The sequence below is a fragment of the Streptomyces sp. NPDC030799 genome (assembly GCF_055572255.1).
The window spans coordinates 282,233-303,600 of record NZ_JBVIDS010000008.1 but is presented as its reverse complement, the minus strand read 5'-3'; the positions used below and the strand labels follow the sequence as shown (position 1 = coordinate 303,600).

General features: G+C 72.4%; 15 protein-coding genes and 1 pseudogene. 7 read left to right on the top strand and 9 right to left on the bottom strand.

What is annotated here, in order from left to right; all coding sequences use genetic code 11:
* Positions 1–84 precede the first annotated feature (84 nt).
* Complete coding sequence (gene lgt, locus ACZ41I_RS22015) at positions 85–1,044, top strand: prolipoprotein diacylglyceryl transferase (RefSeq protein WP_399770061.1); 960 nt, start codon at positions 85–87, stop codon at positions 1,042–1,044.
* A 57-nt stretch (positions 1,045–1,101) separates the two neighbouring features.
* Here the strand turns inward: lgt and ACZ41I_RS22010 are convergent, their stop codons facing one another.
* The 7 genes and pseudogenes from ACZ41I_RS22010 to ACZ41I_RS21980 form a co-directional block, all read right to left on the bottom strand.
* On the bottom strand, positions 1,102–1,914 hold the full coding sequence (locus tag ACZ41I_RS22010) for an HpcH/HpaI aldolase/citrate lyase family protein (protein WP_468514858.1): 813 nt from the start codon (positions 1,912–1,914) through the stop codon (positions 1,102–1,104).
* The gene (locus ACZ41I_RS22005; RefSeq protein WP_468514857.1) at positions 1,911–3,122 is read right to left on the bottom strand and encodes a CaiB/BaiF CoA transferase family protein; all 1,212 of its coding nucleotides are present in this window, start codon (positions 3,120–3,122) and stop codon (positions 1,911–1,913) included. Before ACZ41I_RS22005 ends, ACZ41I_RS22010 begins: the two co-directional genes overlap by 4 nt.
* Positions 3,119–4,012: a ribokinase gene (gene rbsK, locus ACZ41I_RS22000; RefSeq protein ID WP_399770067.1), complete on the bottom strand. Its 894-nt coding sequence runs from the start codon at positions 4,010–4,012 to the stop codon at positions 3,119–3,121. Before rbsK ends, ACZ41I_RS22005 begins: the two co-directional genes overlap by 4 nt.
* Complete coding sequence (locus ACZ41I_RS21995; protein ID WP_468514856.1) at positions 4,009–5,478, bottom strand: ADP-ribosylglycohydrolase family protein; 1,470 nt, start codon at positions 5,476–5,478, stop codon at positions 4,009–4,011. Before ACZ41I_RS21995 ends, rbsK begins: the two co-directional genes overlap by 4 nt.
* Positions 5,466–6,677 carry an ADP-ribosylglycohydrolase family protein gene (locus ACZ41I_RS21990; RefSeq protein WP_468514855.1) on the bottom strand — a complete coding sequence of 404 codons (1,212 nt, stop codon included), beginning with the start codon at positions 6,675–6,677 and terminating at the stop codon, positions 5,466–5,468. Before ACZ41I_RS21990 ends, ACZ41I_RS21995 begins: the two co-directional genes overlap by 13 nt.
* A gap of 8 nt (positions 6,678–6,685) precedes the next feature.
* Positions 6,686–7,804 carry an ADP-ribosylglycohydrolase family protein gene (locus tag ACZ41I_RS21985; RefSeq protein ID WP_468514854.1) on the bottom strand — a complete coding sequence of 373 codons (1,119 nt, stop codon included), beginning with the start codon at positions 7,802–7,804 and terminating at the stop codon, positions 6,686–6,688.
* A gap of 599 nt (positions 7,805–8,403) precedes the next feature.
* Positions 8,404–9,414: pseudogene (locus ACZ41I_RS21980) on the bottom strand (ADP-ribosylglycohydrolase family protein); the annotation flags it as partial.
* Positions 9,415–9,685: 271 nt separating this feature from the next.
* Between ACZ41I_RS21980 and ACZ41I_RS21975 the strand changes: the two are divergent.
* The 4 genes from ACZ41I_RS21975 (at position 9,686) to ACZ41I_RS21960 (ending at position 17,726) form a co-directional block, all read left to right on the top strand.
* Positions 9,686–10,417 (top strand): VIT1/CCC1 transporter family protein, encoded by a 732-nt coding sequence (locus tag ACZ41I_RS21975; RefSeq protein ID WP_399770078.1) that lies wholly within the window; start codon positions 9,686–9,688, stop codon positions 10,415–10,417.
* 406 nt (positions 10,418–10,823) lie between these two features.
* Complete coding sequence (gene gltB / locus ACZ41I_RS21970; RefSeq protein ID WP_363213595.1) at positions 10,824–15,416, top strand: glutamate synthase large subunit; 4,593 nt, start codon at positions 10,824–10,826, stop codon at positions 15,414–15,416.
* Positions 15,409–16,872, top strand: coding sequence for a glutamate synthase subunit beta (locus ACZ41I_RS21965; protein WP_363213596.1), 1,464 nt, complete (start codon positions 15,409–15,411; stop codon positions 16,870–16,872). Before gltB ends, ACZ41I_RS21965 begins: the two co-directional genes overlap by 8 nt.
* Positions 16,873–17,000: 128 nt before the next feature.
* Positions 17,001–17,726 carry a VWA domain-containing protein gene (locus ACZ41I_RS21960; RefSeq protein ID WP_399770084.1) on the top strand — a complete coding sequence of 242 codons (726 nt, stop codon included), beginning with the start codon at positions 17,001–17,003 and terminating at the stop codon, positions 17,724–17,726.
* Position 17,727: 1 nt separating this feature from the next.
* Here ACZ41I_RS21960 and ACZ41I_RS21955 read toward each other — a convergent pair whose 3' ends face one another.
* Positions 17,728–18,738, bottom strand: a complete 1,011-nt coding sequence (locus tag ACZ41I_RS21955; protein WP_468514853.1) for an acyl-CoA dehydrogenase family protein — start codon at positions 18,736–18,738, stop codon at positions 17,728–17,730.
* Positions 18,738–19,877, bottom strand: a complete 1,140-nt coding sequence (locus tag ACZ41I_RS21950; protein ID WP_468514852.1) for an acyl-CoA dehydrogenase family protein — start codon at positions 19,875–19,877, stop codon at positions 18,738–18,740. The genes ACZ41I_RS21955 and ACZ41I_RS21950 overlap by 1 nt, the downstream gene beginning before the upstream one ends.
* 60 nt (positions 19,878–19,937) lie before the next feature.
* Between ACZ41I_RS21950 and ACZ41I_RS21945 the strand changes: the two genes are divergently transcribed.
* Positions 19,938–20,723: an SDR family oxidoreductase gene (locus tag ACZ41I_RS21945; RefSeq protein WP_468514851.1), complete on the top strand. Its 786-nt coding sequence runs from the start codon at positions 19,938–19,940 to the stop codon at positions 20,721–20,723.
* A 21-nt stretch (positions 20,724–20,744) separates the two neighbouring features.
* Entirely contained in the window at positions 20,745–21,356 is a 612-nt protein-coding gene (locus ACZ41I_RS21940) for a TetR/AcrR family transcriptional regulator (RefSeq protein ID WP_363213601.1), read from the top strand.
* Positions 21,357–21,368 lie beyond the last annotated feature (12 nt).

Here is a 21,368-nt window from a genome sequence, read left to right as displayed (position 1 = left end):
CCGTTTTTCTCACGCCCCCGTTATGGACCCGTAGCCGGGCTGCTTGCGGTCCCCGCGGCCCGGCACGGTAGCGTCGGACCTGCCATGGAACTTTCCTACATTCCCAGCCCGTCGCGCGGGGTGCTGTACCTCGGCCCCATCCCGCTGCGCGGCTACGCCTTCTGCATCATCATCGGCGTCTTCGTGGCCGTCTGGCTCGGCAACAAGCGCTGGATCGCCCGCGGCGGGCGGGCCGGCACCGTCGCCGACATCGCGGTCTGGGCCGTGCCGTTCGGCCTGGTCGGCGGCCGGCTGTACCACGTGATCACGGACTACGAGCTGTACTTCAGCGACGGCCGTGACTGGGTGGACGCCTTCAAGGTGTGGGAGGGCGGCCTGGGCATCTGGGGCGCGATCGCGCTTGGCGCCCTCGGCGCGTGGATCGGCGCCCGGCGCCGGGGCATCCCGATGCCGGCGTACGCCGACGCCGTCGCGCCCGGCATCGCCTTCGCACAGGCCATCGGCCGCTGGGGCAACTGGTTCAACCAGGAGCTGTACGGCCATGAGACCCACGTTCCATGGGCACTGCACATCACCTCCTCCGAGGGCGGCCGGGTGCCGGGCTACTACCACCCCACGTTCCTCTACGAGTCCTTGTGGTGCGTCGGCGTGGGCCTGCTGGTCATCTGGGCCGACCGCCGCTTCACACTGGGCCACGGCCGCGCGTTCGCCCTGTACGTCGCCGCGTACTGCGCGGGCCGCAGCTGGATCGAGTACATGCGCGTCGACGACGCCCACCACATCCTGGGCGTCCGCCTCAACGTCTGGACCGCGCTGATCGTGTTCCTGCTCGCGGTGACGTACCTCGTCGTGTCGTCGAAGAAGCGGCCGGGCAGGGAAGCCGTCGTGGAGCCCCAGGCCGCTTCCGAGGGGGCCGTTTCCGAGGCGGCCGTTTCCGAGGGGACCGGTGACGAGCCGGCTGCTGCTGCCGAGGCGGAGGACCAGGGCGAGCCCTCCGACGCGGAGGCGAAGGACGAGGCCGGGTCGGCGACGAAGAAGAGCTGACGGCTGGTCGTACGACGCCGAGGGCGCCCGGAGTCCGTTCCGGGCGCCCTCGGCTGTTCAGCCTCTGAAGGCCAACGACAAGGTGCGCCGGGCCATCGCCACCACCGCCGCATCGACGAAGCGGCCGTCGGGGAGCGCCTGGGCGCCCTCCTTCGTGGCCGCTGCCTTGAGGATCGTCTCCGCGTGCTCGATCTCCGCCGGTGTGGGCAGGTAGGCCCGTTCGATCACCGGCAGCTGCCGGGGGTGGATCGCGGCACGGCCCAGGAAGCCGAGGGCCCGGCCATGGGCGCAGGACGCGGCGAGGCCGTCCAGGTCGCGGATGTCGGGGTGGACCGACTGGGGCGGTGCGGCGAGGCCGGCGGCACGGGCGGCGACGATCACCCGGGAGCGCGGCCAGTCGAGGCCCGCGTCGGCCCGGACCCCCAGGTCGGCCCGCAGGTCCGCCTCACCGAGGGCGATGCCTCGCAGGGCGGGGTGCGCGGTGGCGATGGCGTAGGCCTGCTCGATGCCGAGCGCCGACTCCAGCAGGGCGTACAGGGGGACGGGGGTGGCCGCGGCGGCCTGCCTGACCTGGGCCGGGGCGGTCACCTTCGGGAGCCGTAGACCCGAGAGGCCGGGGAGCGCGGCCAGGGTGGTCAGGTCGGCGGCGGCCCAGGGGCTGTCCAGGGCGTTGGGACGGACGTGCACCGGGACCGGCTGGGGCTCGGTGAGGAGCTCGGCCGTGGCCGCGCGGGCGTACTCCTTGCGGTCCCGGGCGACCGCGTCCTCCAGGTCGATCACCACCACGTCGGCGCCCGCGGCCAGCGCCTTGGTCACCACGGCCGGACGGTCGCCGGGGACGTAGAGCCAGGTGAGCGGGGCCCCGGTCACAGGGCTCCCTCCGCGCGCAGGGAGGTGATCTCGGCCGGGGTGAGGCCCAGCTCGGTGAGCACGGCCTCGGTGTCGGCACCGTGCGGACGGCCGGCCCAGCGGATCGCGCCGGGGGTCGCGGAGAGCCGGAAGAGCACGTTCTGCATGCGCAGCGGGCCCAGTTCGGGGTCGAGGACCGTGGTGATCGTGTTCAGGGCCCGGTACTGGGGGTCGGCCAGGACGTCCCGGACGTCATGGATCGGGGCCGCCGCGGCCTCGGCCTTCTCGAAGGCGCTGAGGACCTCGGTGCGGGTGCGGGCGGCGATCCAGGAGCCGACCGCCTCGTCCAGGACGTCGGCGTGCGCGGCGCGGTCCACGCCAGTGGCGAACCAGGGTTCCTCGATCAGTTCCGGACGGCCCACCAGGCGCATCACCCGCTCCGCGACCGACTGCGCGGAGGTGGAGACGGCGACCCAGCGACCGTCGGCGGTGCGGTAGGTGTTGCGCGGGGCGTTGTTCGCGGAGCGGTTGCCGGTGCGTTCCTGCACATGACCGAGCTGGTCGTACCAGGTGGGGTGCGGGCCCAGGACCGACAGCATCGGCTCGATGATCGCCATGTCGACGATCTGCCCTCTGCCGGTGCGCTCCCGTGCGGCCAGCGCGGTGAGCACGGCGTAGGCGGTCGCCAGGCCTGCGACCGAGTCCGCGAGCCCGAACGGCGGGAGCGTCGGCGGTGCCTCCGGCTCGCCGGTGATCGCGGCGAAGCCGCTCATCGCCTCGGCGAGGGTGCCGAAGCCGGGGCGGTGCGCATACGGGCCGAACTGGCCGAAGGCCGTCACCCGGGCGAGGACCAGCCGAGGGCTCGCGGCCGACAGCTCCTCCCAGCTCAGGTCCCACTTCTCCAAGGTCCCCGGGCGGAAGTTCTCGATCACCACGTCGGCGGTGGCGGCGAGCCGGAGCAGGACGGCACGGCCGCCGGGCGTGGACAGGTCCAGGGTGATGGTCCGCTTGTTGCGGCCGAGTACCTTCCACCACAGGCCGATGCCGTCCTTGGCCGGGCCGTGCCCACGGGAGGGGTCCGGCCGCCCCGGGTGCTCGACCTTGATCACCTCGGCGCCGAAGTCACCGAGCAGCGTGGCGGCCAGCGGGCCCGCGAACAGCGTCGCCAGGTCCAGTACCCGCAGACCGGTCAGTGGCGCGGGCGTCGTCCTCGCCCTCGTCGTACTCATGCGGTGCACTGGGCGTCGATCTCCGGGCGGTACGGCATCGACGCCGACGCCCCGGCCCGCTGGACGGAGATCGCTGCGGCGGCCGCCGCCCAGGACAGGGCCTCCCGTACCGGTTTCTCCTCGGCGCGGGCCACCGCGAGCGCGCCGACGAAGGTGTCGCCGGCGCCCGTGGAGTCGACGGCGGTCACCCGCGGCGCCGGGATCACCAGCGGCTCGGTGCCCCGGGCCAGGTAGAGGCTGCCGGTGGCGCCCAGGGTGACGACGACCTCCGGCACCAGGTCCAGCAGGGCGGCGGCGGCATCGCGCGGGTCGGTGCGGCCGGTGAGCGTGACCGCCTCGTACTCGTTGGGCACCAACAGGTCGGTGGCGGCGAGGAGTTCGGGGGGCAGCGGCTGGGCGGGCGACGGGGTGAGCACCGTACGGACCCCGTGCCGGCGTGCCGCCTGAGCGCCCGCGACGACCGCGGCCAGCGGGATCTCCAACTGCAGCAGCAGGGCGTCGGCGGAGGCGATCACGCCCTCGTCGCCGGGGGAGAGATGGTCGACGGTGCCGTTCGCGCCGGGGATGACGACGATGGAGTTGGCACCCTCGTCGTCCACCACGATGTGCGCGGTGCCGGACGGGCCCTCGACCGTCCGCAGGAAGTCGGTGTCCACACCGGAGTGTTCGAGGGTGTCGCGCAGCCGCAGACCGAAGGCGTCGTTGCCGACCGCGCCGATCATCGAGACGGAGGCGCCGGCCCGGGCGGCGGCGATCGCCTGGTTGGCCCCCTTGCCGCCGGGGACGGTGTGGAATGCGCGCCCCGTCACGGTCTCGCCGCGCTGCGGTGCCTTCGTGACATAGGTGACGAGGTCCATGTTCGTGCTGCCGAGGACGACGATGTGGGTCATGAGCGGGTCGCCTCCAGATGGGTGAGGTGGGCGAGGGTGTCGAAGCCGGTGCCGTCGAAGTCGCCGACGGTGGTGGCGAGCCGGTTCTTCAGCGGGGCCCGCCAGCGGTCGGGGAGGGCGGCGGGTTCGCCCGCGAGCAGTCCGGCGATGCTGCCGGCCGCGGCGCCGTTGGAGTCGGTGTCCAGGCCGCCCGACACCGCGCGGCAGATGGAGCCGGTGAAATCGCCGTCCGCGTGCGTGAGGGCGGCGGCGAGCAGCGCGGTGTTGGGGATGGCGTGCACCCAGTGGTGGGCGGGGGAGTAGCGGGCGTGCAGTTCGTCCACGACGGCGTCGAAGTCCTCGTGGGACGCGGCCAGTTCGACGGCGTGGTCGATCGCCCGCGCGAGCCGGGAGCGGGGCGGGATGACGCGTCGGCCGGTGCGCAGACAGGCGTGCACGTCCTGGGTGCCGGTCGCGGCGGCGGCGATGACGGCGGCCGTGAACATCGCCGCGTAGACGCCGTTGGCGGTGTGGGTGAGGACCGCGTCGCGGTGCGCCTGTCCGGCGGCGGCGGCCGGGTCGCCGGGGTTGGTCCAGCCGTGCACGTCGGCGCGGATCAGGGCGCCGATCCACTCGCGGTAGGGATTGCGGTGGCGGGCGGTGTGCGGGGGCTCGATGCCGGAGAGGAGGTTGCGACAGGCGATGCGTTCGGCGGTGAAGGTGCGGCCGGGCGGGAGCTCGTCCAGCCAGAGCCGTGCCACGTCGGCGGTGGTGAAGTGCTTTCCGTGGCGCTGGAGGAGCAGGAGATTGAGCAGGGGGTAGTTGAGGTCGTCGTCCTCGGGCATGCCGTCGATGTTCTCGGCGAGGGAGGTTTGGGCCGAGCGGCGGTTCCAGGGGTGTTGCGCGAGAAGGTCTTCGGGGACGCCCTGTGCCGTGAAGTACGTGCCGAGGGGCCAGTTTCCGGTTGCCCGGGCGAGAGCGCGGATGCCGTCGAGGGGGAGTTTTTCGACGGGTTTCCCGAGGAGGCACCCGATGGCGCGGCCCAGCCAGGCGGCCTCCAGGGCGGCCGGGGTGGGCGCGGGCTGCGAGCGCCCCGAAGGGGCGCGGGGCTCTGTTCGACATGCGGCTGCCGCCGCGCTGGCGCGAGCAACCACATCGTGCCCTTGGTCGCGGGACGACGGTCGAGCGCAGCTCGGTGGCGTCGACGGCCAGTCCGGGCACAGGGACTCGATCCGAGCCAGATCGGTCGGCTCGTCCTCGGCCAACGCACTGGGCAGGTCGGCCAGTTCGTCGAGCAGGTCTTCCGCCAGCAGGCGCAGGTACCGCGAGACGCCGTGGGCGGACGCGCCCGCGCGGGGCGGCGCGTCCGGACCGCCCGCCGCTCGCCAGCGCGCCTCGATCGCCGACGGTTCCCGCCCGTCCAGGCGGGCCTGGCGCAGTTCGTGGCCCAGCAGGTCCTCCGGCTGGACCCAGGTCAGTCGGAGCATGCAGTTCCTCCGAGGGCCGTGAACGCCTGCTCATGGGCGCGGCGCCGCCGTACGTCACGTGCGAAGACCTCCCGCGTGACCTCGGTGAGCGTACGGGCCGGCGCCCACAGGTCCAGGCGGCTGGCCTCGGCTACCGTCTTGGCCCAGTCCTCCGGGACGGGTGAGCCGAGGGCGCCCGCGAGGGCACCGGCCATCGTGGCGATCGAGTCGCAGTCGCGGCCGTAGTTGACCGCGCCGAGGACGGCGTGCCGGTAGTCGCCGCCGGAGACCAGCAGCATGCCGAGGGCGACGGGCAGTTCCTCGATCGCGTGCAGCCGGGAGGGGCGGCGGGCGGCGAGGGAGGGCGCGCGGTAGTCCGGGCCTACGGTGTCGTACGGGGCCACCGCCGCGCGCAGCGGTCGTAGCGCCGACTCGAAGTCGGTGTGACCGCCGGCCACTTCGCAGACCTTCTCGATCGCCTCGCGCGTGCCGTCCTTCGCCAGGGACAGGCAGACGCCGACGACGGAGTCGGGGGTCGCACCCGGTGCCGCGGCGGCGGCGACGGCCGCGGCGAGGACACCGGCCGCCTCACGGCCGTACGACGACTGGTGCGCGCCGGCGATGTCCAGCGCCTCGGCGTAGGCGGCGGCCGGGTTGGCCGCGTTGACCAGACCGACGGGGGCCATGTACATCGCCGCGCCGCAGTTGACGATGTTCCCGACGCCCGCCTCCCGCGGGTCGACGTGGCCGTGGGCGAGCCGGGCCACGAGCCACTTCTCGGCGAGGAAGAGGCGGTGCAGGGGCAGGGCCTCGGTCTCCAGTTCCGGGATCCAGCGCGGGTTCGTCATCAGGTCCGGGACCAGGTGGTCGGCGATGGCGTACGCGTCGAGGTGGTCGCGGACGCGGTCGTAGACCCGGACCAGCGCGTGGGTCATCAGGGTGTCGTCGGTGACGTGGCCGTCGCCCTTGTGGTACGGGGCGATGGGCCGGGCGGTGCGCCAGGCGTCGCCGTGCCAGGGGCCGACGATGCCGTGGACGCGGCCGCCGTGGCGCTCGGTGATCTGCTCCGGGGAGTAGCCCTCGACCGGGCCGCCGAGGGCGTCGCCGACGGCGGCTCCGACGAGCGCGCCGGTGATCCGGTCGTCGAGGCCGTGCACGGGAGGGTCCGAAGGGGGCCGGCTGCCTTCTTCTTTGAGCCCTTTGGGCTCCTTGCGCGTCATGCCCCGAATCATCCTCCTGGGCGGGCCGGTTGTGCGGCTTCCAGGAGTCCGGCGAGTTCCACCAGGTCGGTGCCGGCCAGGCGGGGCAGCGCGCAGCCGGACAGGGTGCGGCAGGCGTCCCGCCAGCTCCCGGGGACGGCCGCGCCGCCGCCGAGGGCTCCGGTGAGGGCGCCCGCGAGGGCGGGGGCGGAGTCCGCGACCCGGGACAGGCAGGCGGCGGCGGGCACGGCCTCGGCGATACGGCCGCGGGCGGCGGTGGCCAGGGCGAGGGCGACCGGGACGGTCTCGGCGGCTGCGATGCCGTAGCTGTAGACGTGGTCGACGATCTGGTGCTCCAGGAGCGGGACGAGGGCGAAGGCGGACTCGCTGTCCACGGCGAGGGCGAGCGCGTGGCGGGTGTTGCGGCCGATCTCCGTGCCGGCGGGGAGTTCGGCGAGCGCGGCGGCCACACAGGTGTCCGTCGCGGCGTCGGCGAGGGCGAGCGAGAGGGCCGCGGCCATGGCCCGGGCGCCGTGCACGCCGTCGCCGTCCTGGGTGTAGCGGGCGTCGAACTCGGCGAGAGCGGCTGCGCGTTCGGGGTCCCCGGGATGGGCGACGGCGAGGACGCAGGCGCGGACGCAGGCGGCGTCGTCGAAGTAGTGCGGGTTGTCGTGGCCGGTGGCGGGCGGGCGCAGGCCGGCGGCGAGATTGCCGAGGCCGGCCCGCACCGAGATACGGGCGCGCAGGGGGAGTACGGCGGACTCGACCTCGGGGGCGCGGTCCGCCGCCGCGGCGACTTCCGCGGCCACGGCGGTCCAGGTGAGGTCGATGGCGGCGCGCGTACGGCGCTCCCGGCTGAGGTCGCCGAGGGCGTCGTCGTCACCCGCCCGCAGCACCGCCTCCGCGGCGAAGGCCGCCCACTCGGCGTCGTCGGAGGGGCCGAGGCGGAGGGGATCGGGAGGCTGGTTGAGGGCGATCGGGACCGGGAGGGTGGTGGTGGCGTTCTGCTCGGCGAAGGTGTCCAGTTCGCGGGTGAGACGCCGGGTCCACTCGGGCATACGGCTGGCTCGGTGCCGTGCTGCCGGCCAGCCGGCGGCGTCGCCTGCGGCCAGTCCGAGCAGGAGGCCCTCGATACGGCGCGCCGTCATGACCGGCCCTCGCTGTCCTGCGTGCCGGAGTTCCCCGCCCCGACCAGGGGGCTCCGCCCGCTGGACCCCCGCTCGCCCACCCGGCCACCCGACTCGGCGGGCTGAGGGGCGGGCGCGAACGGCCCGGGCGCGCCGCCGGCCTCGGGGGCGGGCGGGAGACAGACGGGGAGCGAGCCCACCAGGGCAGCCCCCGTCTCTTTCGTTCCTTCCCGGTGCGCGTTCGGAAGTGCAGTTCCTGCTCGCTCTTGAAGCGTGCCCGGGAGAGCGGTTCCCGTCCCTTCTCGGTGCGTGCCCGGAAGAGCAGGTCCTGCTCCTTCGCGCAGCGCCCCCGCGAGAACAGTTCCTGTCCCTTCCCGGTGCGTCTCCGGAAGAGGAGTTCCTGCTCCTTCGCGCAGCGCCCCCGGCAGAACACTTCCTGCTCCTTCTCGCAGCGTGCCCGGAAGTGCAGTCCCCGTTCCCTCCCGAAGCGTCCCCGGCAGTGCACCCCCCGACCCCTCCGCGAGCAACCCGGACACCGCGGCCTGCGCCCCGTCCCGAAGGGAGCCGGGGCGAGCGTCCGCCGGTCCCTCCCGAAGGGTCCCCGGAAGCGTCACCCTCGCCCCCCACTTCCCGCCCTCCCCCGGGACGAGCAGCTCTGCCACGTCCAGGACGTGGTGGCCGGCCATGGAGGGGAGGCAGTGGCCGCGGGCCGGGCCGATGGGGGCGGCCCAGTGGGGCGGGATCGCCGTGATGCCGTGGGTCGCGCCGGACAGGGCGCCGGCCACCGCCGCCGTCGTGTCCGCGTCGCGGCCCATGTTGACGGCGGTCAGAACGCCCTGGACGAAGTCGCCGTCGGCCGCCGCGTACGCGCCGAAGGCGAGGGCGACCGCCTCGGGGGCCAGATCGGTCCAGGGATAGCCGCCGATGACGACCGCGCAGCGGACCGCGCGTTCGCCGCGGTGGGACACGGCCACCGCACGCCGTAGGGAGCGTGCCGTCCAGGAGTCCTCGGGGATCACCGCCAGGGCGGAGGCGATCACCACCGGAACCGGCGCGCCGGTCATCGCCGCCGCCACCCCGGCCGCCACCGCCTGGCCGCCGTAGATGCCCTCGCCCTCATGGCTGACCGAACCGTCGATCGCCACCAGGCGGGCCGCTTCGGCGGGACGGCCGGCCGCGAAGACGCCGAACGGTGCCGCGCGCATCGCCAGGCCGTCGCTCCAGGCATGCCGGTGCTGGGCCGAGATGGGGGCCGCAAGGCCGCGGCGCAAGTTCTCCAGAGTGCCGCGCTCACTGAAGCCCGCACCCCGGAAGGGGCCCTCGGCCCGGTCGGCGATCCATTCGTGCCAGGCCGCCTCCACATGCGCCGGAGTGAGTGCAGAGCCGTGCCGGGCGAGCAGCAGCCCCGAGAAGATCGCGTACTCGGTGTCGTCCGTGCCGCACGGCTTCTTGGCCACATACCCGGTGATGCGTCCCCAGCGGGCGCGGATCTCGGACGGCTTCAGGTTCTCCGCGGGCGCTCCCAGCGCGTCCCCGACGGCCAGGCCGAGCAGCGCGCCGCGGGCCCGCTCGCGGAGTCCCGTGGCGTCGTCGGGCGCCGGGAGCGGGGGAGTGCGGGCGATCGATGCCATGGGCGGCCTCCTTCAGCGGGACCACGAAGACCCTTTGCGGATGTGTCCCACGGCGCGCGCCCGCGCGAGCCTCCGCACCACCGGAGTCACCCGCTCGGCATCTGAGCATGCACCAGCACGGATGAGCGAAATCGGCCTGCCGTCAGGCAAATCTGCAGGTTAGCCGAGCCTTTCCTTGCTGGCGGGAGCGGAAGAATCGGCGTAGGTTCAGTATTGTCGAAAAGTAGAACTCGTCCAAAGTTAGCTTTGGCTAAGCTATCCGGGGGTCCCCATGGCCGTCATCGAAACGCAGGCCGCGCTGCACGAGGCGCACCGCGACAACCACACGCATCGCGACGTCAACGGCGGCTGGCTGCGCCCTGCGGTCTTCGGCGCGATGGACGGCCTGGTCTCCAACCTCGCCCTGATGACGGGTGTCGCCGGCGGGTCCGTGAGTCATCAGACCATAGTCATCACCGGCCTCGCGGGGCTGGCCGCCGGCGCCTTCTCGATGGCGGCCGGTGAGTACACGTCGGTCGCCTCGCAGCGGGAGCTGGTCGAGGCCGAGCTGGACGTCGAGCGCCGTGAGCTGCGCAAGCATCCGCAGGACGAGCAGGACGAGCTGGCGGCGCTGTATGTGGCCCGGGGTGTGGAGCCCGGCCTGGCCCGGGAGGTCGCCCGCCAGCTGTCCCAGGACCCCGAGCAGGCCCTGGAGATCCATGCGCGGGAAGAGCTGGGCATCGACCCCGGCGACCTGCCCTCGCCGCTCGTCGCCGCCGTCTCCTCCTTCGGGTCCTTCGCCCTCGGTGCCGCGCTGCCCGTGCTGCCGTACCTGCTCGGCGCCACCGCGCTGTGGCCCGCCGTGCTGCTCGCCCTCGCGGGGCTCTTCGGCTGTGGCGCCGTGGTGGCCAGGGTGACCGCCCGGACGTGGTGGTACAGCGGCCTCAGGCAGCTCGCGCTGGGCGGTGCCGCGGCCGGTGTGACGTACGCCCTGGGCAGCCTGTTCGGAACGGCCGTAGGATAGCGACGCCGCTACTTATGCGATGGGCCGCATAAATAGCCGTTACTCGCTGGTTTCAGATGCATGACCACCGGGCATGAGCCGTAAGCGCCGCAGGCAATGACGCCTGCCGCACCCCTGTGGGAAGAGCGAAGACGCTCGCCCCGCCCCCTCGGGCCGCCGGACGCCGATCCGATCGATCTTGTCGCGACGGTCCTCCTCGTATGTCTGCCGCCGCTGAGCGGCACCCGCCGCGGACCGTGCGGCACCGTTGCCACGGACCCCGTGGCGTCCGCATGTTGGAACGGAGTATCCGCTTCCCGGGTACCACCCCATCATGTAATCTGCACGAAATTTTGCACTCCACGCAGAGGGCCAACGTCGTCCCTCGGCACTTGCCACATGCCTCATGACGACGACGGGAGAGCCGATGCGTACGCCGCGCCAGCCGTCCCAGCATTCCGCGAATGGCCAGAACTGGTCGTTCATGGATGCTCGCCCTGCTGCGCAGGGTATGTACGACCCCCGCAACGAACACGACGCCTGTGGTGTCGGTTTCGTCGCCACCCTTACCGGCGAGGCGTCCCACACGCTGGTCGAGCAGGCGCTCACCGTGCTGCGCAACCTGGAGCACCGCGGTGCCACCGGCTCCGAGCCCGACTCGGGCGACGGCGCGGGTCTGCTCTCGCAGGTGCCCGACGCCTTCTTCCGCGAGGTGGCCGGATTCGACCTCCCCGCGGCGGGCTCCTACGCCGTGGGCATCGCCTTCCTGCCGGAGGACGGGACCGCTGCCGCCGTCTCGCAGATCGAGACGATCGCCGGCGAGGAGGGCCTCACCGTCCTCGGCTGGCGTGAGGTCCCGGTCGCCCCGGAGCTGCTGGGCGCCACCGCCCGTTCCACCATGCCGGTCTTCCGGCAGATCTTCGTCGCCGACGGCGCCAGCGAGGGCATCGCGCTGGACCGCAAGGCGTTCGTGCTGCGCAAGCGCGCCGAGCGGGAGGCCGGTGTCTACTTCCCGTCCCTCTCCGCCCGCACGATCGTGTACAAGGGCATGCTGACCACCGGCCAGCTGGAGCCCTTCTTCCCGGACCTGTCCGACCGCCGCTTCGCCTCGGCCGTCGCGCTCGTCCACTCGCGCTTCTCCACGAACACCTTCCCGTCGTGGCCGCTCGCGCACCCGTACCGCTTCGTCGCGCACAACGGTGAGATCAACACCGTCAAGGGCAACCGCAACTGGATGCGCGCCCGCGAGTCGCAGCTGGTCTCGGACCTCTTCGGCGACCGCGACCTCGAGCGGATCTTCCCCGTGTGCACGCCGGACGCCTCCGACTCGGCGTCCTTCGACGAGGTGCTGGAGCTGCTGCACCTGGGCGGCCGTTCGCTGCCGCACTCCGTGCTGATGATGATCCCCGAGGCGTGGGAGAACCACGCTTCCATGGACCCGGCCCGGCGCGCCTTCTACCAGTTCCACTCCACGATGATGGAGCCCTGGGACGGCCCCGCCTGCGTCACCTTCACCGACGGCACCCAGGTCGGCGCCGTGCTCGACCGCAACGGCCTGCGCCCCGGCCGCTACTGGGTGACCGACGACGGCCTCGTCGTCCTCGGCTCCGAGGTCGGCGTGCTCGACATCGACCCGGCCAAGGTCGTCCGCAAGGGCCGTCTGCAGCCCGGCCGTATGTTCCTCGTGGACACCGCCGAGCACCGCATCATCGAGGACGACGAGATCAAGGCGTCCCTGGCCGCCGAGAAGCCGTACGCGGAGTGGCTGGAGGCCGGCGAGATCGAGCTGGGCGACCTGCCCGAGCGCGAGCACATCGTCCACACCCACGCCTCGGTCACCCGCCGCCAGCAGACCTTCGGGTACACCGAGGAGGAGCTGCGCGTCATCCTCGCCCCGATGGCCCGCTCCGGCGCCGAGCCGATCGGCTCCATGGGCACGGACTCGCCGATCGCGGCCCTGTCCGAGCGCCCGCGCCTCCTCTTCGACTACTTCACCCAGCTGTTCGCGCAGGTCACCAACCCGCCGCTGGACGCGATCCGCGAGGAGCTGGTCACCTCCCTGCGCTCCTCGCTGGGCCCGGAGGGCAACCTGCTGGACCCGACGGCCGCCTCCTGCCGCTCGGTCACCCTGCCCTTCCCGGTCATCGACAACGACGAGCTGGCCAAGCTCATCCACATCAACGCCGACGGCGACATGCCCGGCTTCAAGGCCGCGACCCTGTCCGGCCTGTACCGGGTCTCCGGCGGCGGTGACGCCCTCGCCGCGCGCATCGAGGAGATCTGCGCCGAGGCCGACGCGGCCATCGAGAACGGCGCCCGGCTGATCGTCCTCTCGGACCGGCACTCCGACGCCGAGCACGCGCCGATCCCGTCGCTGCTGCTCACCGCGGCCGTGCACCACCACCTCATCCGCACCAAGCAGCGCACCCAGGTGGGCCTGCTGGTCGAGGCCGGTGACGTCCGCGAGGTCCACCACGTCGCCCTGCTCATCGGCTACGGCGCCGCCGCGGTCAACCCGTACCTGGCGATGGAGTCGGTGGAGGACCTGCTGCGCGCGGGCACCTTCATCGACGGCATCGAGCCCGAGAAGGCCATCAAGAACCTGATCTACGCCCTCGGCAAGGGCGTGCTCAAGGTCATGTCGAAGATGGGCATCTCCACCGTCGCCTCCTACCGCGGCGCCCAGGTCTTCGAGGCCGTCGGCCTGGACGAGGCCTTCGTGGAGAAGTACTTCAACGGCACCGCGACCAAGATCGGTGGCGTCGGCATCGACGTCATCGCCCGGGAGGTCGCCGCCCGCCACGCCAAGGCCTACCCGGCCTCCGGCATCGCCCCGGCGCACCGTGCGCTGGAGATCGGTGGCGAGTACCAGTGGCGCCGCGAGGGCGAGCCGCACCTGTTCGACCCGGAGACGGTCTTCCGCCTCCAGCACTCCACGCGCACCGGCCGCTTCGACATCTTCAAGAAGTACACCGAGCGGGTGAACGAGCAGTCCGAGCGCCTGATGACGCTGCGCGGCCTGTTCGGCTTCAAGTCCGACCGTCAGCCGATCCCGATCGACGAGGTCGAGCCGGTCTCCGAGATCGTCAAGCGGTTCTCGACGGGCGCGATGTCGTACGGCTCCATCTCCAAGGAGGCGCACGAGACCCTCGCCATCGCCATGAACCAGCTGGGCGGCAAGTCCAACACCGGTGAGGGCGGCGAGGACCCGGAGCGCCTGTACGACCCGGCCCGCCGGTCCGCCATCAAGCAGGTCGCCTCCGGCCGCTTCGGCGTCACCTCCGAGTACCTGGTCAACGCGGACGACATCCAGATCAAGATGGCCCAGGGCGCCAAGCCCGGCGAGGGCGGCCAGCTGCCCGGCCACAAGGTCTACCCGTGGGTCGCCAAGACGCGTCACTCGACCCCGGGCGTGGGCCTGATCTCCCCGCCGCCGCACCACGACATCTACTCCATCGAGGACCTGGCCCAGCTGATCCACGACCTCAAGAACGCGAACCCGCAGGCGCGGATTCACGTCAAGCTGGTCTCCGAGGTCGGCGTCGGCACGGTCGCCGCGGGTGTGTCCAAGGCGCACGCGGACGTCGTGCTCATCTCGGGCCACGACGGTGGTACGGGTGCCTCCCCGCTGACCTCGCTGAAGCACGCCGGTGGTCCCTGGGAGCTCGGCCTCGCCGAGACCCAGCAGACCCTGCTGCTCAACGGCCTGCGCGACCGCATCGTCGTCCAGACCGACGGCCAGCTGAAGACCGGCCGAGACGTGATCATCGCCGCGCTGCTCGGCGCCGAGGAGTTCGGTTTCGCGACCGCTCCGCTCGTCGTCTCCGGCTGCGTGATGATGCGCGTCTGCCACCTGGACACCTGCCCGGTCGGCATCGCCACCCAGAACCCGACGCTGCGCGACCGCTTCGCCGGCAAGGCCGAGTACGTGGTGAACTTCTTCCAGTTCATCGCCGAGGAGGTCCGCGAGCTGCTGGCCGAGCTGGGCTTCCGCTCCATCGAGGAGGCCGTCGGCCACGCCGAGGTGCTGGACGTCGAGCGCGCCGTGGACCACTGGAAGGCGCAGGGCCTGGACCTGGAGCCGCTGTTCCACGTGCCCGACCTGCCCGAGGGCGCGGTCCGCCACCAGCTGATCGAGCAGGACCACGGCCTGGAGAAGGCGCTGGACAACGAGCTGATCAAGCTCGCGGCCGACGCCCTCGCCGCGAACGACGCCACTGAGGCACAGCCGGTGCGCGCCCAGGTCGCCATCCGCAACATCAACCGCACGGTCGGCACCATGCTCGGCCACGAGGTGACGAAGAAGTTCGGCGGTGCGGGCCTGCCCGACGACACCATCGACATCACCTTCACCGGCTCGGCCGGCCAGTCCTTCGGCGCGTTCCTGCCGCGCGGTGTCACGCTGCGCCTGGAGGGCGACGCCAACGACTACGTCGGCAAGGGCCTCTCCGGTGGCCGCGTCGTCGTCCGCCCGGACCGTGCGGCCGACCACCTCGCCGAGTACTCGACCATCGCGGGCAACACCATCGCCTACGGCGCCACCGGCGGCGAGCTGTTCCTGCGCGGCCGTACCGGTGAGCGGTTCTGCGTCCGCAACTCCGGTGCGCTGGTCGTCTCCGAGGGCGTGGGCGACCACGGCTGCGAGTACATGACCGGCGGTCACGCGGTCGTCCTCGGCCCGACCGGCCGCAACTTCGCGGCGGGCATGTCCGGCGGTGTCGCCTACGTCATCGACCTCGACCGCGACAACGTCAACGTCGGCAACGTCGACTCGGTCGAGGCGCTGGACGACACGGACAAGCAGTGGCTGCACGACGTGGTGCGCCGCCACGCCGAGGAGACCGGCTCGACGGTCGCCGAGAAGCTGCTCGCCGACTGGGACGCGGCCGTGGCCCGCTTCAGCAAGATCATCCCCAGCACGTACAAGGCAGTGCTCGCCGCCAAGGACGCCGCCGAGCGAGCCGGTCTCTCCGAGACCGCGATCACCGAGAAGATGATGGAGGCGGCGATCAATGGCTGACCCGAAGGGCTTCCTGAACCACGGCCGCGAGGTCGCCAAGACCCGGCCCGTCGGTGAGCGCGTCAAGGACTGGAACGAGGTCTACGTCCCCGGCTCCCTGCTGCCGATCATCAGCAAGCAGGCCAGCCGGTGCATGGACTGCGGCATCCCGTTCTGCCACAACGGCTGTCCGCTGGGGAACCTGATCCCCGAGTGGAACGACTACGCCTACCGCGAGGACTGGGCCGCCGCCCAGGAGCGGCTGCACGCGACCAACAACTTCCCGGAGTTCACCGGTCGTCTCTGCCCGGCCCCCTGCGAGTCGGCGTGCGTGCTGGGCATCAACCAGCCGCCGGTCACCATCAAGAACGTCGAGGTCTCGATCATCGACAAGGCGTGGGAGACCGGGGACGTCGCCCCGCAGATCCCCGAGCGCCTGTCCGGCAAGACGGTCGCGGTCATCGGCTCGGGCCCGGCGGGTCTCGCCGCCGCCCAGCAGCTGACCCGGGCCGGCCACACGGTCGCCGTCTACGAGCGCGCGGACCGCGTCGGAGGCCTCCTCCGGTACGGCATCCCCGAGTTCAAGATGGAGAAGCGGCACATCAACCGCCGTATCGAGCAGATGCGCGCGGAGGGCACCCGCTTCCGCACCGGCATCGAGATCGGCCGCGACCTCAAGGCGACCGACCTGAAGAAGCGGTACGACGCGATCGTGATCGCCGCCGGTGCGACCACGGCCCGCGACCTGCCGGTGCCGGGCCGCGAGCTCAAGGGCATCCACCAGGCGATGGAGTACCTGCCGCTGGCCAACAAGGTCCAGGAGGGCGACTACGTCACCGCGCCGATCTCGGCCGAGGGCAAGCACGTCGTCGTCATCGGCGGCGGTGACACCGGCGCGGACTGCGTGGGCACCGCCCACCGCCAGGGCGCGGCCTCCGTCACCCAGCTGGAGATCATGCCCCGCCCGAACGACGAGCGGCACCCGACCAACCAGCCCTGGCCGACCTTCCCGATGCTCTACAAGGTCACCAGCGCGCACGAGGAGGGCGGCGAGCGGGTCTACTCCGTCTCCACGACCCACTTCGAGGGCGACGAGGACGGCAACGTCCAGTGGCTGCACCTGGCGGAAGTGGAGTTCGTCGACGGCAAGTTGACCTCCAAGCCGGGTACCGAGCGCAAGATCCCCGCCCAGCTGGTCACCCTCGCCATGGGCTTCACCGGCACCGACCGGGAGAACGGCCTGGTGGAGCAGTTCGGCCTGGACCTCGACGAACGCGGTAACATCGCCCGCGACGCCGACTTCCAGACCAACGTGCCGGGTGTGTTCGTCGCCGGTGACGCCGGCCGCGGACAGTCCCTCATCGTGTGGGCGATCGCGGAGGGCCGCTCGGCCGCCCGCGGTGTCGACCGGTTCCTGACCGGTGCCAGCGACCTGCCGGCCCCGATCCGCCCGACGGACCGCGCCCTGGCGGTCTGACGGCACCCCGAAGAACGTCCCGTACAACGGCGTACGGAACACCGCGGCGCCTGCCCACTGTCCCCGACCGGACTGGGCAGGCGCCGCAGCATGTAGGCTCGGGCGCCTGACCAGCCCAGGGGGAGACCATGGCCGCGATCAGCCTGCGCAAGGTGGAGCAGACCGCGCCCGCGCTCGTCGGCGCCTACAAGTCGGCCGGGGTGTCGCTCACCAAGCACGGCCTGGACGGCCTGCGCGCCGCGGTCTATCTGGTGGTCGACTACTCCGGCTCGATGAAGCCGTACTACAAGGACGGCAGCGTGCAGCTGCTCGCCGACCGGGTGCTGGGCCTGTCCGCGCATCTGGACGACGACGGCCGGGTGCCGGTGGTGTTCTTCTCCACGGACGTCGACGCGGTCACCGACATCCACCTGGACCGCCACCACAACAGCGTCGAGCGGATCGTGACCGGACTCGGGCACATGGGCAGGACCAGCTATCACCTGGCGATGGACGCCGTTATCGACCACTACCTGGACAGCGGCGCCACCGACCCCGCCCTGGTGGTGTTCCAGACCGACGGGGGACCGATCAACAAGCTCGCCGCCGAGCGCTATCTGTGCAAGGCGGCCGAACTCCCCCTGTTCTGGCAGTTCGTCGGCTTCGGCGACCCCGGCAGCCGGCAGTTCGAGTTCCTGCGGAAGCTGGACGAGCTGGCCGTACCGGGCAAGCGGATCGTCGACAACGCCGGCTTCTTCCACGCCGGCCAGGACCCGCGGCGCGTCTGTGACGCCGAGCTGTACGACCGGCTCGTCGGCGAGTTCCCGCAGTGGCTCGCGGCGGCACGCGCCGCGGGCGTCGTGCGGCCTGCGTGACTCACGGCCCGGCTCTCCCGACCGCGTCGGCGAGCACCGCCTCCCGGCACTCCTCCGGCGTGCCCCACGCCGTGCGCAGCGCGCGGGCCTTGGTCAGCCACAGGGAGAGGTCGTATTCCGCGGTGTAGCCGATCGCGCCGTGCAGCTGCAGTGCCGTACGGGCCGTGCCGTACGCCGCCTCGCACGCCGTGAGCTTGGCGGCGGCCACGTCCGCGGGGCGCAGGGAAAGCGCGGCGCCGAGGACCAGGGGACGGGCGAACTCCAGTGCGGTCCTGGCATCCGCGAGACGGTGCTTGACCGCCTGGAAGGATCCGACGGGGACGCCGAACTGAGTGCGCCGGCGGACGTGGGCGACCGTGCGGTCGAGGAGAGCGAGTCCGACGCCGAGAGCCTGGGCGGCGGTGGCCAGGCGGGCCCAGGTGAGGGCGCGGTCGCGCGGCGGATCGGGGGTGAGGAGTTCGCCGTCCGGGGTGAGCGGGGTGAGGCGGCGGGCGGGGTCGAAGGAGCGGCGCAGGGGGCCGGCGGCCGTGGCGGACAGGCGGAGACCGTCGGCGGTGAGCGCGAGGCGGACGGTGGCCGCGTCGGCGTCGAGGGCGTGGCCGGCGGATGTTTGAGTGGTGGCTCCGGTGCCGAGGGCGTGCCCGATGGGCGCCGCCACCGTCGCCAGGTCCGTCCCTGCCGCGAGGCCCGGCAGGAAACGCTTGGCCGAGGGCAGGCCCTGGACGAGGACCGCCGCGGCGACCGTCTCCGCCAGTGGACCCGGCACCGCGTGCTGCCCCAACTCCACGAAGGCGAGGGCCAGTTCCACGGGATGGGGCCCCAGCCCGCCGTACTCCTCCGGTACCACGAGGCCGAACACCCCCGCCTCGGCGATCCGCGACCACAGCGCGCGCCCGCTCGCATGGTCGCCGCGGCTCCAGTCCCGGATCACCGCCGGGGTGTCCGCGGCCGACAGCATCGCGTGCAGGGAGTCGGTGAAGGCACGCTGTTCGGCGTCGACGAGGAAGCGCATCAGCGGCGTCCCTTCGGCAGGCCGAGCAGCCGCTCGGCGATGATGTCGCGCTGGATCTCGTTGGTGCCCGCATAGACAGGACCGGCGAGCGAGAAGACGTACCCCTCGGACCAGTCCGTGTCCGCCGCCTCGCCTTCCGGACCCAGCAGATCGAGGGCCGTCTCATGCAGCGCGAGGTCCAGCTCGGACCAGAAGACCTTGTTCATGCTGGACTCGGCGCCGAGCTCCGCGCCCTCCAGGAAGCGGGAGGCGGCGGCGTAGGTGAACAGCTGATAGGCACGGGCGCCGATCAGGGCGTCGGCCACCCGTGCTCGGGCGTGCTCCGGGCAGCCGCGCGCCCGCCACAGCTCGGCCAGCCGGTGGGCCGAGGCGAGGAAGCGGCCCGGTGCGCGCAGGGTCAGCCCGCGTTCGTTGCCCGCCGTGGACATCGCGATCCGCCAGCCCTGCCCGGGCTCGCCGATGACGTCCTCGTCCGGCACGAACACGTCGTCCAGGAACAGCTCGGCGAAGGCCGGCTTGCCGTCCAGGCGGCCGATCGGACGGACCGTGACGCCCGGTGCCCGCAGGTCGAACATCAGGTACGTCAGCCCCTGATGGGGTTTCGGGGTGCCCGGGTCGCTGCGGAACAGACCGAAGGCCCGGTCGGCGAAGGCCGCCCGCGAGGACCAGGTCTTGTGCCCGCTGAGCAGCCAGCCGCCGTCCGTCCGCAGCGCCCTGGAGGTCAGCGAGGCCAGGTCGGAACCCGCCTCCGGCTCGGACCAGGCCTGCGCCCAGACCACCTCGCCGGTGGCCATCGGCGGCAGCACGCGTACGCGTTGCTCCTCGGTGCCGTGGTCGAAGAGCGTCGGGGCGAGCAGGCTGATGCCGTTCTGGCCGACCCGGCCCGGCGCGCCCGCCGCCCAGTACTCCTCCTCGAAGACCAGCCAGCGCAGCAGTCCCGCGTCCCGGCCGCCGTACCGCTCCGGCCAGGACACCACCGACCAGCGGTCCGCGGCGAGTTCGGCCTCCCAGCCGCGGTGCGCCGCGAAGCCCTCCGCCGTCTCCAGGGACGGCAGCGGTGCGCGCGGCACATGCGCCTGCAGCCAGGCCCTGGCCTCGGCACGGAACGCCTCGTCCGCCTCGGAGTGGGACAGATCCACCGCCGTCGCCTCCCTTCCGGCAGCTTCCCTAACAAGTGTTTGGTAGGTTAGCGTGGCCCTATGACAGGCGTCGAGAGCCCGGCCTACGTGCCCGGGCACGGACTGCTCAGGGGCCGCACCGCCGTCATCACCGCGGCGGCCGGCGCCGGCATCGGCGGAGCGACCGCGCGCCGCTTCCTGGAAGAGGGTGCGCATGTGCTGATCAGCGACGCGCACACGCGCCGGCTGAAGGAGCAGGAGGCCGAACTCGGCCGCAAGTTCCCGGCCCGGGTGACCGCCGTACCGTGCGACGTCACCGACGAGGGCCAGGTGCGGGCCTTGTTCGAGGCGGCCGCGGCCGAGCACGGAAGGCTGGACGTCGTCGTCAACAACGCCGGCCTGGGCGGCACTTCCAACCTCGTCGACATGACCGACGAGCAGTGGTCCAGAGTCCTGGACGTCACGTTGAACGGCACCTTCCGGTGCACGCGCGCCGCCCTGCGGGCGATGCGGGAGACCGGCGGCGGGGTGATCGTCAACAACGCCTCCGTCGTCGGCTGGCGCGCCCAGGCCGGTCAGGCGCACTACGCCGCCGCCAAGGCCGGGGTGATGGCCCTGACCCGCTGCGCGGCGATCGAGGCCGCCGCGTACGGCGTGCGGGTCAACGCGGTGGCCCCGAGCCTCGCCATGCACCCGCACCTGGCGAAGGTCACCTCGCCCGAACTGCTGCGGGAACTGACCGAACGGGAAGCCTTCGGACGGTACGCCGAGCCCTGGGAGGTGGCCAACGTGATCGTCTTCCTGGCCTCCGGCTACTCCTCCTATCTGACCGGCGAGGTCGTCGCCGTCAGCAGCCAGCATCCCTGACGGACAGACCACAATGGGTGCGTGCCGACCAAGAAGAAGCCCCAGGTGACCCCGGCAGCGGCCCGGCGCGGCGAGCTCCTCAGCACCGCTGCCGAGGTCTTCGCCGAGCACGGATACAACGCCACCACCGTCCGCAGGATCGCCGACCACGCCGGGATGCTCGCGGGCAGCCTGTACTACCACTTCGACTCCAAGGAGTCGATGCTCGAGGAGATCCTGCGCTCCTTCCTCGACGAGCTGTGGGACGGCTACGACTCCGTCCTCGCCGCGGGGCTCGGGCCCCGCGAGACGCTGGAGGCGCTCGTCACCGAGTCCTTCCGGGAGATCGACCGGCACCGCGCGGCCGTCGCGATCTACCAGAAGGAGAGCAGGCAACTCGCCGCCCAGGACCGGTTCGCGTTCCTCGCCGAGTCCCAGCGCCGGTTCGAGAAGGCCTGGCTCAGCACGCTGGAACGCGGGGTCGCCGAGCACGCCTTCCGCGCCGACCTCGACGTCCGCCTCACCTACCGGTTCGTGCGCGACACCGTGTGGGTCGCCGCCTCCTGGTACCGGCCCGGCGGACAGCACAGCCCGGAGGAGATCGCCCGCCAGTACCTGTCGATGGTGCTGGACGGGATCGCCGTACGTGAGTGACACCGTTCGCAT